Below are 14999 nucleotides of genomic sequence, written 5' to 3'. Positions count from 1 at the left end.
GCGGACGCCCCCGCTCGGCCGGGGAACTGGCCTGATCATGGCGTCAGCGCGGGACCGGCGGCAGGTTCCGACGGCTCCTCCGGTTGCTCCTGCTCGGCTTCCGGGGCCTTCTCCTTGGTGATCACGCGCATCGTGCGGGCGGCCTGCCACCCCCTGCGGTGACCGGACGTGGACAGCCGCACGGTGAGCACGGCCAGCGCGATCCCCACCGCCGCCATGATCGTGAACACGGTGGCGAGCATCGGGCCGATCTCGTCCGGGGGTTCCACGTACGCGGCGGCCGGGGACCGCGGCACGACGATCGAGCCGTCGCTGCCCTCGCCGTTGACCACCGACGCCACGGCCGCGGTCACGTTCACCGTGCCCCAGCCCAACGCCGGGTCGGGCAGCTGGGTCGGCGGGTGGTTGGCGGTGATCTCCAGGCGCTGCTTGATCTGCGGCGCGGTCAGGTGCGGGTAGTACGAGCGGATCAGCGCGGCGGTCCCCGCGACGAACGGCGCCGCGTAGCTGGTCCCGCTGCCCTGCCAGTGCCCCGGGCCGTTCGGGCCGAGGCTGATCACGTCGACGCCCGGCGCGACCACCGACAGGAACGGACCCGTCTGCGAGAAGCTCGCGTGCGCCCCCGCGACGTCGACCGCGCCCACCGCGATCACGCCGGGGTACGAGGCCGGGTACGTCACCGGGTCGCCCTCCTGCGCCCCGTTGGCCGCCGAGGCGACCACCACCACGTCCCGCTCGGCGGCGTACCGGATCACCGAAGCGAGCTGCTCGTTCGGGAAGCTGGTGCTAGCGGAGACGTTGACGACGTCGGCACCGAGGTCCACCGCCCTGCGGATGCCCTCCGCCAGCGCGTCCGGCGAGAACGTGTCGCCGGTCTCCTCCTCCAAGCCGGTCGCGACCCGCACCGGCAGGATCGTGGCGTCCGGCGCGACACCGGCGAAATTCGTCCCTGGCACCGGATCGGCCGCGATGATGCCCGCCACGAAGGTTCCGTGCCCGAAGCAGTCGTCGTTGGCGGGCCCGGAGTCACCCTCGATCACGCTCGCGCCGGGCAGCACCGCTCCCGGCGCCGACAGCTGGGGCACCTCGGCGTCCACCCCGGTGTCCACCACGGCGACGGTGACCCCGGCGCCGCGGGTCAGGTCCCAGGCCTGGTCGGGTGCGAGGATCTGCTGCGCCCAGGGTTCCTGCTCGTAGGTCGTCGTCGGCGGCTGGATGCACGGCTGCTCACCGGCCGGCATCGACGGGACCGCGGATTGCGCCGCGGCCGGTGCCGCCGACGCGGCGACGAACGCGGCGGCCAGCACGACAGCCGCGGCCGACCTCATCCCTGCCCGACCGGTCACGGGTGCCCCACCTGTCCTCCTGTCGTGATCAGCGAATCGCGCCGGTCATCCGGCGGAGCCCCGGCGCTCGCCTCGTCGGCCTCGACCATGGAGCTGGTCAACCGGCTCATCGCGTCGGAATCCTCCACCACCCGCAGCGTGCCGCGCTGTCGGCGGGTCAGTGCGCGGTCGAGCTTGCTCAGCGCCGCGAGGTCGCGGTCGTCGAGTTCGGTCCCCGTGGCCCGTTCGTCGGGAGCCAGCTCCCGGAACAGCACCGCCATCTTGGGCGGTGCCGGGGAATCCTCGTCCCGGTCGTCCTCCTCCTGCTCGCCGAGCTCGCGCACCGCCAGCGTCTTGAACCGCGTCCCGGCGAGGAACACCACTTCGTCGACCGGCCGGTTCAGCACCAGCTCGGAGGTGCGGCGGGCGCGGTGCGGCCAGATGAGCACGTCGACGTGCGCGCCGGGCACGGTCACGTCCAGGTTCATGCTGGCGCTCAGGAAACCGGGCTCCACGAACAGCGTTCCCGGCGTCGAGTTCTCCTCCGCCGAGTCCGGCACGACGCCCTGGCGCAACACCGGCCGCCGGTGCGTGGGCAACCGGCGGATCCCGGAGACGAGGCACGGCAGGTGCCCGTCGAGCTCCGGCTGCACGCCGCCGCGGATGGCCTCGTTGACCTGTTCCGCGCCGCCCTCGCCGCGACCGAGGTACAGGCACACCGCCACGAAGTCGGCCTTCGCGCCGGCCGAATCGTCGTGCCGGAGCGCGGGCCACGAGGCCATGGCGGCGTTCACCGTCGCCAGCGCATCGGAGAACGACGGCCCCGCGGCGGTGGTGAACCGGTTCTGCTCGCCGCTGGTGCTCGACCGATCCGGCAGGTCCCGCAACGCGACCGCGGGTTTGGCCGCGCTCTCCGCGGACTCACCCGCCTCCCCGGTCTCGCCGTCGGGCGTCTCGATGTCGTCCCCGGGCTGGTCGTCGCCTTCGGCGTCCGCCTCGGGTTCGGATTCGGCCTCGGGTTCGGTCGTCTCCGCTGGCTCGGCCTCGGGGTCCGCCTCGGCGTCCACCTCGGGCGCGAGCTGCGGCTCCTCGTCCGGCTTGGCCTGGTCGTCCGCTTCGGCAGGCGGAGCGGGCGACTCCGGGGATCCCGGGTCCGGTGCGGGCGGGGGGAGCTCGTCGGCCACCCGGTCCGGCCGATCGGCCGCCGCTTCGCGGGGGGGTTCGTGCTCGGCTTCGCCGATGGTCGAACGCTGCGGCATGCCGGACATCGTGGGCACCGGCGCGGCCGACACGGTCGCGATCGGACCCGCGATCGACGGCGGTGGCGGGGTCCGCTCGGCGGGCGGCGTCGCGGCCTCCGCCTCGTCGGGCGCGTCCGGCCCGGGTTGTGGCACGGCACCGCCCTGCCCCGCGGCAGGTGCCTCGGCGGGGCCGGGGACCGGGGCGGGTTCCGCGGTTGGTCCGGCGGCGGGTGCTCCCGGAGTCCGCTCATCCGGCGCGGCATCGGCGGGCGGGACGGCGCCGGGAGGCGGCGGCACGGCCCCGGCTGACGGCGGAACCACACCGGCAGGCGGAACGGCACCGGCAGGCGGAACGGCACCCGCAGGGGGAACGAGCCCGGCAGGGGGAACGATCCCGGCGGGCGGAACCACGCCAGCGGGCGGGAGGGCTCCCGGCGGGAAAGGCACGGCACCGGCGGGCGGAACGGCCCCCGGTGGCGGAACGGCTCCCGGCGAGGACGTGACGGCTCCGGCCGGTGGACCGGCTCGCAGCGAGGAGGGCACCGCCCCGGCGGACGCCGGGGGGACGGCGCCGTCCGGTTCGGCGGGCAGGTCCGTTCGCGCGGCCTCCGCCTCCGGGCCCTGCGCCGAGTCCGCGCTCCGCCCCGAGTACTCGGCGGGCTTTCCGTTGATGCTCACCGGAACGCCGGTCCGCTCGACGACGGAATCGACCGCCTCGGCGGACTCCGGATCGAGCGGGCTCCACACCCGGATGCTCGCCGCGGCGCGCCTGCTCGCGTCGAGTCCGTCCAGCAGGTCCGCCATGCCGCCTAGCACCTCGGACGACAGCTTCCCGTCGACCGGCACGAGGTGCAGGATCCAGCGCGCCGGATCGAACGCGCCCGCCGTGGTCAGCGAGACGACCGGCGGAGCTCCTTGCTCATCGCGCAGCGCGAGACCGGACGGGACCACCTCGGCGAACACCGTCGGGCCTTGCGTCGGGCGGTAGGTGCGCTGACCGCACCGCTGCCAGCCCGCGGGCGGCTCGGCGATGTCCACGACCTGCTGGTCGCCGCCGTTGTTCGGCTGGCGCAGCGCGCCGGCGAACGGGCGGAAGACCTCGTCGCCGCCCTGGTCCAGCACCGCGGCGACCGGCTGCCTGCGCTCCCCGTCGGCGAACTCGGCACCGGCGCTGAACACGACGGGCCTGCCGAGCCGCGAGGCTAGTTCCACCAGCCACTCGTGCCGAGCCGCCAGTGCCGCCACCGGGACCAGCACGGCGGAGGCGCGGACGAACTCCGGCAGCGCTTGGACGAGCTGCGCCACTTCCGCCGGTGCGGGCAGCGGGCCGCCCGCGATCACGATCTTGGGGACCTTGCCGCTCACCGGCACCTTCAAGGCGGCGCGGCGCACCTCGGCCCACGAGCTCCGCGGGGCCCGGACGAGCAGGCCCGCAGGCACCGGATCGACCAGCAGGCGGGGGTTCGCGACCGGCTGGATCGGCACCCACCGCTCCCATGCCGGGATCGGGTACCGCGTGCTGAACAGCCAAGGACGGCTGCCCGGCCGGAACAGGTACCAGCCGGTGCCGCCGCTGACCCGGCCCGCGTGCACGCTCGTCCCGGATTCGCCCGAGACCGCACCGTCCGGTGCCACCACGTCGAGTTCCAGGTCGACCGCGAGCCTGTTCAGCTCCTCGGCGCGACCGGCCACACCGCTGACACCGAGCCACAGCGCGTGCGGCACGGCCGCGGCGGCGCGCAGCAGCGGCCGCAGCAGCCCCGGGATCGCCCCGAGCAGCTCCGGGTCGGCGCACGCGCCCCGCGAAGCGGACAGGAACAGCTCGTTCGCCGCGGACGGCAGGTGCGCCAAGAAGGCGCGCTCAGCAGGCTCTTCGCCCTCGCATCGCACGAGGACGTGCGCCCCGCACCATTCCGCGACCAGCGAGCCGAGCGACCGACTTGCCGAACCTTGCTGCATCTCCACTCCCGTCGAGCACATTGGTACGCGACTCGATGCGACACCTCAGCGATCGAGTATCGCGGGGGCCACCGGCCCCACTTTGCAGGGCGGTCCGAAGTTGTGGGTTCTCGGGGGATTCCCTCACCTGCGATCCCACCCCCCAGGACACATCCGGCTTCGATCCGTTTCCGCTGCTCAGATCGAGCGGCGCACCCGCTCCGGGGCCGCCTCGCGGCGCACCCCGGAAGCGGCGCTCGGGCCGCGAAGGGCAGATCAGCGGAACCGATCGGAATGAAACGGACATCCGCTCCGGGTCAGCCACCGAAATCTCCGGTCAGCATCGCCGCGGCGAGCTCCACCCTGGACCGGTAGCCGATCCGGGCGAACATGCGGGTGAGCCGCCCCTCGACGCTCTTCTCCGTCGTCGCGAAGACCGTCGCGAGCTGGCGGTTGGTCAACCCCTCCGCCACCAGCACCGCCAGCAGGCGCTCGTTCTCCGACGTGGTCGCGCTGCGGTCCGGCACCGGCACGCCGTTCTGGCGCATGACGTGGCGCAGCCGGGCGCGCAGCAGCAGCGCGTCGAGCCCGCCCGTCAGCCGGTACGCCTCTGGCAGCAGCTCCACCGGACGGTACCCGCCGCTGGCGAGCTTGCTGAAGGTCACCGCCATCTCGTACGGCTCCTCCCGTTCGCGGGCGAGCGCGACGGCCGCGCAGGCGGCCGACTCGTCTGAGCCCAGCCGAGCGCGGGTCAGCAGCATGGCGAGCTCGGCGCGGCCCGTGCCGAGCCGCGTGGCCAGCTTCTCCAACCGGTTCAGCGCGGTCGCGGCCTCGTCGGTTTCACCGAGGACCTTCGCCCGGTGGGCGAGTTCGGCCAGCACCACCTCGGTGCCGAAGAGGAACTCCGCGGCGTCGGCTCCGCGCACCGCCGCCCGCAGGTGCTCGTGGGAGGCGCGCAGCTCGCCGAGCGCGTGGCGCACCAGCGACTCGGTGAAGTGGAACATGTAGCCGAACGGCCCGTCCTTGCCGATCTCGATGAGCTGCCGGGCTCGGCCGAGCATCCCCGAGTCGATGTGCACCTGGGCGGCGATGGCGTGCATCGTCGCCCAGCCGAACGGGCGGACGGTGTGGATGGGCGAGGACATGCAGCGGCGGGCGATGTCCATCGCGCTGCGCCACTCGCCGCGGCTGTGGTCCAGCAGGAAGCGGTCGGGCAGCGTGAGCAGGTGCTCCGGCAGACCGCACCGGTGCATCAGCTGCCGGGCTTCGCGCACCTCGCCGATCGCCAGCAGCAGGTTCACCTGGTGCCGGGCCGCTTCCGCCCACTGCGTCAAGTTCTCGGACTCGTGCGGGGACGCGGCGAACTCCGCGACGAAGCGGAACAGGTCCGCGTTGTCGCCCTGCATCACCGCGGCACCGGTGCGGTAGATCTCGGCCTGCTGCACGAGCACCGGCTCCTCGTCGGCGAACTCGGCGGCGTTGCCGTCGAGCAGCCGCCGACCCTCGACCCAGTTCCCCATCCACCCCGACGCGAACGCCCGGGCGACGAGCTGCTGCCCGGTGCCGCCAGGGACCGGCTGCTCGCCTTCGGCGATCCGGCCGAGCTCGACGCGCTCGTCCATCGCGGCCAGCACCATCAGGTAGGCGAGCACGATGCCGGGGAGGATCTGCGGGGAGAGCTCGTGCGCGTGGTGGCGGACCAGTGTCCGCGAGGTCCGCAGCAGCTCCGGCAGGTCGTCGCGCACGATGCTGGCGGTGATGTGCATGCGCAGCGCCTCGGTCCGCAGCGCCGGGTCGTCCACCCGCTCGGCGACCGCCCGCAGCCAGCGCGCGGCGTCCACGTCCGGGTCCAGCAACCACGTCCCGGCGTGCTTCATGAGCTCTTCGCCGGAGCGCCGGGTGTCCACGAGGGACCCCGCGGCGGTCATCCGGTTCGGCAGGTAGGTGGGGTCCTCGCTGTGGGCGGTGCCGCTCCAGATCGCGGTCACGGCCGCGGCGGCGAGCTTGCGGTGCTCGTAGGGGCCGAGCGCGCGCTCGAGCGCGGTGGCGATCAGCGGCACCCGGAACCGCCAGCCGGAACCGCGGCGGGTCAGGAAGCGGTGCTTCACCAGCGTGGCCAGCGCGTCGTGCACCGCGTCCGCGCTGAGCCCACCGGCCTCGGCGATCAGGTCCACGGCCTGGGGGCCGAGCGGGGCGAGCAGGCTCATCGCCTTGGCGACCGCCCACGGCACGTCCCCGGCCTTGCGCAGCGGAGCCAGCAGCCGGGACCCGTCGACGGGCAGCTCGGCGCCGAGGCTGCGCCGGAGGTAGGCGTTGTGGTCGGCGATCACCAGCGCTCCGGCCCGCCGATGGGCGTCGACGGCGGCGAGCAGCATCGCGGGACGTCCGCCGCTGAGCCGGTGCAACTCATCCACCAGGTGAACATCGGGTTTCGCGACGATTGCCTTTGCGAGGAATTGTCCGCTCTGCCATTTCGTGAATGTCCGAACTGGCAGAGTTCTCAGCAACCCTTGGGTCGACAATCGATTCCACACCGGTTCCAGCACCGCCGAATCCGGATCGGCGCGGGCGGTGAGCACCAGCGAAAACCGGGCCCCCGCGAGTCGCCGGACCAGCGGTTCCAGCACCGAGGCGGTCCCGTGGTCGAGCCATTGCGCCTCGTCCACCAGCACCGCCACCGGCAGCAGGTGCCGGACGACGTTGCGGATCAACACCGCCACCTGCTCGACCGCGGCGCGCAGCGATTCGGGGCTGGCGCCCCGGCCCAGCTTCGCGACCAGCCCGAGCAGCGCCGCGCGCTCCTGGTCGGGCGGCGCGGTCCGGTCGATTTCCGAGAGCAGGCGGTAGAGCGCGCCGTAGGCGGTGCGGCGGTCCTGCTTCGCCGCGGTGAGGCGCACGAGCCGGCAGCCGGAGCTTCGCAACCGCTCACCCACCGCTGTCAGGACCGCACTGCTACCCGCTCCGGATTCGCCCACGAGCAACGTCACGGGCGCCGCTCCGGCGCCGCCGACCGAGGAGGACTCGGCCAGCAGGTCGTCGCGGAAGAGCAGTTCTCCACCTGGTTCGCCGGTCGACGCTGATCCGGCCGAGGTATATGCCGCCACAGTGACTCCTCCGCTCGGCTCGATCACTGGCGCCTAAGCCACGTAGTAACGGTGTGCTATACATTCACCTTAACGGGCGACACTCTTACTAGCGCGACAGCGAAGAATCGATGACTAAGGTCACTTAGCGTGTTCACGCTTGAGCATTTGATCCTCTGCTAGCACAAAAGTATCAAAACACCTCGACGATGTAGCACCGCCAGTAGGCGAACCGGAGAGGATCCCATGGCGCGGGAACGTTCAACGCTGTCCAGCCGAAGAGATCAGCTGGCCGAAGTCGACGACGCGTGCCGCAGCGCCGACGGAACGCTGGTGCTGGTGCGCGGCGGCGCAGGTGAAGGCAAGACGACGCTGCTCGAGTCGCTCGCGGAGAGCTGGCGCAGCTGCGACCTGCACGTGTGCTTCATCGCCGTCGATCCCGGCGGCGGCACCCCGCAGGTGATCGACGCGCTGCTCGACGCCGCGCGCCTCCAACTCGAGGCCGGGCGGCACGGCGTGCTGCTGGACGCGCTGGCGACCGCGTCGCGGCTGCGGACCGATCTGGAGAAGGCACCGATCCGGGCCGCCCTGCCGCTGGTGCACGAGCTCGCGCGCGTCTTCGGCGGCGCCGCCTCCAGTGGACGCTCCGTGATCGTGCTCGACGACGCCGACCGCGCCGGCGCCGAAACCGGATCCGTCCTCTCCTTGCTGGCGCAGCGGCTCCGCGCCGTCGGCTGCGCCGTGGTGGTCGCCACCCGCGCCGAGTCGCACCCGGACTCCGGGCACGCGCAGGTCGCCCCGTTCGCGGACAAGGTCGTCGACCTCCAGCCGCTCGACGAGCAGGAGATCGACGCGCTGCTCAAGCGCTGGTGCTCGACGCACGGCCGGGCCAAGCTGGACCACACCGTGCCGGAGGCGCTGCGCACCGCTCTCGGGCCGCTGCGCGGAAATCCGTCCACCATCGTGTCCACATTGGACGACCTGCTGGCCCGGGGCCGGCTGGTGCTCATCGACCAGCACTTCTGCCTGTCGCCGCTGGACGAAGCCATCCCGCTGCCGGAGTCGCACCACCTGGTCCGCGACATCATCGCCGACGGCGACGACACCGAACGGCTCGCGGTGTTGCTCGCGCTGCAGGACGAAGTGTCCGTGGACGAGCTGCCGATGCTGACGGCCGCCGCCGCGATCAACCTGGACGGCGCCGGGCGCGGCCTGGACTCGCTGGTGGACGAAGGCATCCTGGAGATCGGCGAATTCGGCAAGCTGCGGTTCGCCGTCCCCGCGTTGGCCGCGACGCTGCGCCGCCGCTCCGGCGAGGAACGGGCCCGTGCGCTGCACACCGCGCTCGCCCGGCAGATGCTGGCCAAGCTGGAGCGCAACGGGAAGGTCGACCGCCCCCGCCTCGCCTCCCACCTCGTCCACATCGGACAAAGCCTGGACGGGAGCTCGTCCGCCATCGGGGTGCTCATCGAGGAAGCCGACCGGATGGCGGACGCGGACCCGGAATGCGCCGCCGCCTGGTACAAAGCGGCGCTCGAGCAGCTCTCCGAGGACGACGACCGGTGGCCGCCGCTGCTGGAAGAACTGCTGCGCCTGCGTGCCACCCTGGGCCAGTACGACGAGCTCACCAAGGACATCGGGCTGCTCGTCCCCGCCCTGATCGTCGGCACCAACCAGAACGACCAGGCCAAGCGGCTGCGCCGCACCCTGCTGGTGGCGGTCGGGCTCTGCTGGTTGACGACGCTGCTGCAGGACGAGCAGTCGAACCCGGCGCAGGAACCCGCCCGGCTGTTCAAGGCGCTCAGCGGCAGCACGGCCTTCGACACCGAGCTCCAGGAGTTCGCCGCGGCGGTCCGCGACGGCCGGTTCGACGAAGCCGCGGAGAGGTTCAACTCGCTGTTCGGCCACGGTGACCCGGCCCGCGAAGCGGAGCCGCAGGACCTGCCTGAGCTGCCCGAGGTGCTGATGCTGCTGCACGCGGCGGGCAGCGACTCGGACACCTTCCAGCGGGCCTGGTCGTTGTGGCTGGACCGCGCGCAGCAGCCCGTCGACCAAGCGCCCGACCGGCTGCGCGAAGCCGGTGCCATGACCGACCACGCCACCGCGCTGGAGATCGTGCTCGGCGATGAGTACCGCCTCCCCTCCCGGGGAAGCGTCCTGTACTACCAGGAGATCCTGCGCGCCTACCGGGAGGGCGAGTGGGACGTCGCGCTGTCGGCCGCGCGCCGGATGGAGGCGGAGCTCTCCCCGCAGCGCACCCCGGCCCGCTTCCTCGCCCGCGCCATCGCCGCCGAGATCTGCTCGTGCCGCGGGGAGCACCGGCGCGCGGAGGAATGGCTGCAGGACACCTCGCAGAACATCGCGGGCGGGCACCTCATCTCGTGGGTGCGGCTCGGGGTCGGCTACCGTGCGGGGGCGCGCGAAGAAGCGCTGAGCGCCGCGCGCCAGGAATACGAGCAGCACCGGGACCGGATCTCGCCCGCCGGGATGGAGCACCTGCTGCACCGGTTGTTCTCGCTGACCCTCCGGGAAGGTCGCACCCAGGAGGCCGCGGACCTGCTCGACGAACTGGTCGAGCTGGACCGGCGACTGCGGTCGGAGACCAGCTCCGCCGCCGTCCTGATGGCCCAGGCCGAACTGCGCGGCGCCGCCGAACCCGCCGAGCGCGCCATGGAGATCGCGCGGCGGCGCCAGGACGTCCCGCAGCTCGCGGCGCTGCACCTGCTGCTGGCCGAGCTCTCGGAGGAGCCGAAGGCGTCGCTGTACGAAGCGCATGCGATGGCGCGTCGGCTCAACTGGACCGAGCTGCGCTTCGGCGCGCAGGAGCTGATGCGCGAGCGCGGGATCGCACCGCCGCGCACCCGCAGCAAGCAGCAGCTCATCTCCAGCACCGAGAGCCGCATCGTGCGCCTGGTCAGCGACGGCTACACCAACCGGCAGATCGCGATGGCGATCCAGGTCAGCGAGAAGACGGTGGAGAGCCGGCTCACCCGCTTGTTCGCCAGGACGGGCTGCCGCTCCCGGGTCGAGCTCGCGACGGCGTCCCTCGAAGGCAGGCTCGGGGAGTAGGCCGGCTCCTGCTCGCCGGTGGGCGGCGCCGCGCGCCTGGCTCCCTCCGGCGGGCGCCTGCGATGGCGCGCTTGAACTCGGCGGGCCAGTGCGATGCCGGAGATGAACAGCGCGCGGCGGGGTCCCCTCGGCTTCCAGCCGCCGCGCCACCTCGAACGCGACCGAGGCACCCATGCCGTTGCCCGAACAGCGCCAGCGGCTCACCCGCCGACGGGCGCAGCTTCGGCGACACCCTGATCGGCCATCTCCTCGACGCTGGCCAGGCATCGCTCGCCGATTCGGTCCTGCCTGCCGGGGTGTCGTTGGCGCGGCCGACGTTGTCAACCCGCCGAGCCGCGCAGGCCCCCTGATCGAACGGGGCTCACGCCGCGTCGATCGGCTCCCGCGCGGCAGGCGGCAGGTCCGCCGCGTTACCGACCGGCCACGCCGCCGGATCCGGCCCGAGCTTGGTGAGCTCGGCGATCTGCAACTTCGACCACGGCGAGATTTCGGCCGACCCGGCCGCCACGTCCGCGATCAACGACGTCCACGGCGTCCAGTGCACCGCCTCCACCTCCGCCGGATTCGGATCGGTGGTGACCTCGGCGATCGCCCGGAACACCGGGCACATCTCGTTCTCCACCACGCCGTTGCCCATCACCGCGCGATAGCGGAACTTCGGCAGCACCAGATCGACGTGCCCCACCTCGGCGCCGAGCTCATCGGCGAGCCTGCGCAGCACCGCGTCGCGCGGGGTCTCGCCCGGCGCGGGGTGCCCGCAGCAGGTGTTCGTCCACACGCCCGGCCAAGTCGGCTTGCTCAGCGCTCGCTGCGTGAGCAGCAGTTCGCCGCGAGGGTTGAACACGTAGCAGGAGAAGGCCAAATGCAGCGGCGTGTTCTCGTGGTGGACGGTCGCCTTGTCAGTGACACCCAGGGACCGTCCTTCCTCGTCGAGCAGAACCACTTGCTCCATCGCTCTTCCTCCTTCTCGCCGACGCTAAACTCGATCATGCCACCTCGACACCGGCGGAGCCGACCACTCATCTCAGCCACTCGCCCGAGTGGCCCAGCGCGGAGCCGAGTTTGCCGATCGAGGCCGGGCCGCCGAGCCGCCGCGGCGCGCGACGCGGAAGCAGCTGCCGCGAACGACTCACCTTCCCCGACGTCAGGTCTGCGCACCAACGCAGAACGGCCGCGGGCGGAGCCGAAGCCCTGCCCGCGACCGCGATGCCGGTCAGACCGACCGACCTGCCGAACGGATCACCACTGCGCCATCGAAGGAGCAGCCGCCGTGCCCTGCGCGCCGAGCCCCAGGCCCGTCTTGCTGTTGAACGAGCTCGCACCGACGTGGAATTTCGAACCGTCGGCACGGATGCCCCACACGTCGACCGGCGCGGTCGCACCGGAGGTGTTGACCTTGCTCTGCCAGCAGCTGCCGGGTTTCTGGACGGTGCTCATGAAGCCAGGGCTCGTCATTCCGCCACCGAGCTCGACGGGATGGATGTCCACGTAGGCCGCGTAGTCACCCTGCGCGCAAATCTGAACCTGCCCGTCCGGGACCGTCGACGCCGAAGCCGTGGCCACCGTGCCCGCCATCAGGGCACCACTGATCAGACCGGTCGCCCCGAGAGCCACCGCGGCCCGCCGCATCGAATTCGCAATCCTCAAGAAAACCCCTCCGTAGAAATAAGATGCACACCATTTCGGCGCTGTTCCACCATTAAACCAAAAATCCCGGACGATTAAGGAGGAACTTCCATCCGGAGGGATAACCCTCGCCGGACGAGGGCATCCCGAAATCGCTTCGGAAGGCGACCGGCCGGCTCAGCACCACGAGGGCTCAGGAGACGGACTGCAAATCCGATTTCCTCACATAAACCCATCGGTGGTTGTACGAGATCGAGACGTACACGTCGGTTCCCTTGACGACCGTGTGGTTCTTCGGGTTCTCGAGCTCGTCGTAGACCACGTAGTAGTCCTGCGCCTTGGCGTCCGGCCCGGCTACGTAGACCTGCCCTGCCGGAACCTTGTACGGCAACGCTTCCAGCTCGGGGGCCTCGGTCCCCTCCGGGTACTCCGCGGCGTCCGGCACCGCACGGCCGTAGGTCGGGATCTGATCCCGCACCGGCCGCACCAGCTCCGCGTCCTCGGCCGGTGCCGTGTTCTTGCCGTCCGGGTCGCGCAGCCACGCCTTCTTCCCGTCGAACCAGATCGCCAGCCAATCACCGGATCGCTCCGCCACCGCGTACTGCCTGCCGGTGGCCGCCTTGTTGCCCCAGTCCTCGATCCGGGTGCTGCCGGGCGCGCCATCCGGGTGGACCACCGGCGAGGTCAGCAGCGGCGCGTCGTCGCGCGGCTCGGTGCGCAGGTGCAGGAAGTTCGCGCCCTGCTCGGGCAGCACCTCGCACTCCTCGTCCGGCGGGCAGCTGCGCACCTCGGGCCGGTTGGTCTCGAAGTTCGGGAAGATCGTGACCACCCGGTCGCCGCCGGTGTCGTCGTCCAGCGGGGCTTCCAGCAAATTCATGTAGTGCGCCCAGTCCCAGAACGGGCCGGGATCGTAGTGCTCAAGACCTGCTTTCGCCGGGCTCTCGGCAGTGACCTCGTCGTGGCCGAGGATGTGCTCGCGGTCCAGCGGAATGTCGTACTTCTCCGCGAGGTACCGCACCAGCTCCGCCGATGAGCTGTACATCTGCTCCGTGTACCAGGTGCCCCCTTCGGCGGCCCAGCCCTCGTGCTCGATGCCGATGGAGCGGACGTTGCGGTCCCAGCTCCCCGCCTGCCACGGTATGTCCTTGGTGGGGACCATCTGCGTGATCTGCCCGTCCGAGGAACGCACCACGTAGTGCGCCGCGCTCCCGGTGGCCGGGTTCTGGAAGGCCGAGATCGTCGCCTGGTACGACAACTCCGTGTTGTGCAGGACGATCGAGTCGATGCGAACGTCCTCCGGGCGGTTCGCGGTGTCGTAGTTGCCGTAGCCGCCGCTGGGGTCCTGCGGGTCGGTGGGGGCGTAGGCGGCCGGGATGTAACGGCAATCCGAACCGTCCGGGCATTCCGCCCGGGGCTCGTCCTGCGACTCGGTGGGCGCCTCGCTCGTGGCCTGTTCCTGACCGGAGCTCGGCTCCGCAGCGGACGCCTGGCCGTCCGGGGCGGCCTGCTGCTCGTCCGCGTCCCCGACGTGGGCACCGGCGAGCGATCGGTCCGGTACCACGTCGGTGACCTTGGCGAACGCGAGCCGCTGCCCGGTGGAGGTGGTCCGCTTCCGGCCCTGTCCGAGCACGTCGTAGACGTCGTCGGCGAACGATCGAGCACCGCTGGCCTTCGGGCTGCCGCTGAGCTCGGCGACCGCCGGGTACCAAGCGCCGATCTCGGTCGGCGGCTCACCGCCGCCGAATCGCTCGGCGCGTTCGGCCAGCAGCGCGGCACCGGCCCGGATGTTCCGCGTCAGATCCCCCTTGACCTGTTCCGGATCAAGACCTGCGAGTTCCGCGGCCTCATCCAAGGTGTGCAGGCTCGGGCTGTCGGCAAGCCGGATCAGCTTGGGATTCGCGGCGCGCAGCTGCTCGGGATCCACATCGGTCAGATGCATGGGACCGTAGCCGCCGGCCTTGCTCTGCTCACCGCGGTGGCCCTCCCACCTCGTGAGCTGGAAGGAGACCGCCATGAGCAGCGGAGCAGGCACGCCGAATTCCTCGGCGGCGGATTCGAAGGCGCGCTGCTGCACCGTTTCCGGTAACTCCGGCGTCTGCGTCTCCCCGAACGCGGGTTGGGTCGTAGCGGCCAGCAGCCCGGCGGCGAGCGCCGTCACCGCCACCGACCGCGGGTAGCGGCGTCTTCCAGTGATCAAGGTGTACCTCGCGATTCTCGGTTGCGAGTGCGCGGCACACCACGCGCACTGGGCAACGCCGGTTCGAGAGCGCCCCGGGGAGGTGTGCGATGTCCCCGTCGTGCACCGCGGCGAAGCAGAGGCCGCACAGAAAGAATGGCCGAAGCCTGCAGAGATTTCTCGCAATTCCCGCGATTTCAGGTACGAAAGAGCACCCAGCGCGCACCGGATTGCCACCTTCGGACACGCGCAACCCGATCACCACGGGATCACATCTCGGCGACACCGATGGCAATGCAGGGAGATTCCCAGGGAAAACCCTCGCCGGAAAACACCGAGCCGCCGCCTCCGGAGACCAGCGCATTCGCACCCGTCGAAGCGGATCGCGGGTCCAGAATCCTGGCAGCATTCCTTCGCCACGACGAACGGCACCTCTGCCCCCGCGCGGGCCTGCCGATCACAGCCCCGAGCGCCGCCACCCCGCCGAGCCGCTGCTCGCAACGCCTATCATTCCGGAGGCCACCACCGCACCGGATCCGGA

At 71.7% G+C, this 14999-nt stretch carries 7 protein-coding genes; 1 reads left to right on the top strand and 6 read right to left on the bottom strand.

The window, feature by feature from the left end:
* Positions 1 to 35: 35 nt before the first annotated feature.
* The 3 genes from mycP to OOZ19_RS14685 form a co-directional block, all read right to left on the bottom strand.
* Positions 36 to 1346: a type VII secretion-associated serine protease mycosin gene (mycP, locus tag OOZ19_RS14695; protein ID WP_266090660.1), complete on the bottom strand. Its 1311-nt coding sequence runs from the start codon at positions 1344 to 1346 to the stop codon at positions 36 to 38.
* The gene (locus OOZ19_RS14690; protein ID WP_266090659.1) at positions 1343 to 4525 is read right to left on the bottom strand and encodes a hypothetical protein; all 3183 of its coding nucleotides are present in this window, start codon (positions 4523 to 4525) and stop codon (positions 1343 to 1345) included. Before OOZ19_RS14690 ends, mycP begins: the two co-directional genes overlap by 4 nt.
* 296 nt (positions 4526 to 4821) lie before the next feature.
* On the bottom strand, positions 4822 to 7608 hold the full coding sequence (locus tag OOZ19_RS14685; protein WP_266090658.1) for an AAA family ATPase: 2787 nt from the start codon (positions 7606 to 7608) through the stop codon (positions 4822 to 4824).
* Between the two features lie 225 nt (positions 7609 to 7833).
* Here OOZ19_RS14685 and OOZ19_RS14680 point away from each other — a divergent pair, with 225 nt between their 5' ends.
* Positions 7834 to 10656, top strand: a complete 2823-nt coding sequence (locus OOZ19_RS14680; RefSeq protein WP_266090657.1) for a helix-turn-helix transcriptional regulator — start codon at positions 7834 to 7836, stop codon at positions 10654 to 10656.
* A gap of 361 nt (positions 10657 to 11017) precedes the next feature.
* Here OOZ19_RS14680 and idi read toward each other — a convergent pair whose 3' ends face one another.
* The 3 genes from idi to OOZ19_RS14665 all read right to left on the bottom strand — a co-directional run bounded on the left by idi (position 11018) and on the right by OOZ19_RS14665 (position 14479).
* Complete coding sequence (gene idi, locus OOZ19_RS14675) at positions 11018 to 11608, bottom strand: isopentenyl-diphosphate Delta-isomerase (RefSeq protein WP_266090656.1); 591 nt, start codon at positions 11606 to 11608, stop codon at positions 11018 to 11020.
* A 287-nt stretch (positions 11609 to 11895) separates the two neighbouring features.
* Positions 11896 to 12231 carry a hypothetical protein gene (locus OOZ19_RS14670; RefSeq protein WP_266090655.1) on the bottom strand — a complete coding sequence of 112 codons (336 nt, stop codon included), beginning with the start codon at positions 12229 to 12231 and terminating at the stop codon, positions 11896 to 11898.
* 244 nt (positions 12232 to 12475) lie between these two features.
* Positions 12476 to 14479 (bottom strand): N-acetylmuramoyl-L-alanine amidase, encoded by a 2004-nt coding sequence (locus OOZ19_RS14665; protein WP_266090654.1) that lies wholly within the window; start codon positions 14477 to 14479, stop codon positions 12476 to 12478.
* Between the last annotated feature and the right edge of the window lie 520 nt (positions 14480 to 14999).

The sequence above is a fragment of the Saccharopolyspora sp. NFXS83 genome (assembly GCF_026241095.1).
Taxonomy (GTDB): domain Bacteria; phylum Actinomycetota; class Actinomycetes; order Mycobacteriales; family Pseudonocardiaceae; genus Saccharopolyspora_C.
The sequence above is the reverse complement of the archived record's forward strand: the minus strand, read 5'-3'. Positions and strand labels throughout refer to the sequence as shown.

Bases quoted from the DNA above. Each gene is read 5' to 3' on its own strand.
- OOZ19_RS14680 (WP_266090657.1), top strand. From the start codon at position 7,834: ATGGCGCGGGAACGTTCAACGCTGTCCAGCCGAAGAGATCAGCTGGCC.
- idi (WP_266090656.1), bottom strand. From the start codon at position 11,608: ATGGAGCAAGTGGTTCTGCTCGACGAGGAAGGACGGTCCCTGGGTGTC.
- OOZ19_RS14670 (WP_266090655.1), bottom strand. From the start codon at position 12,231: ATGGCGGGCACGGTGGCCACGGCTTCGGCGTCGACGGTCCCGGACGGG.
- OOZ19_RS14690 (WP_266090659.1), bottom strand. From the start codon at position 4,525: ATGCAGCAAGGTTCGGCAAGTCGGTCGCTCGGCTCGCTGGTCGCGGAA.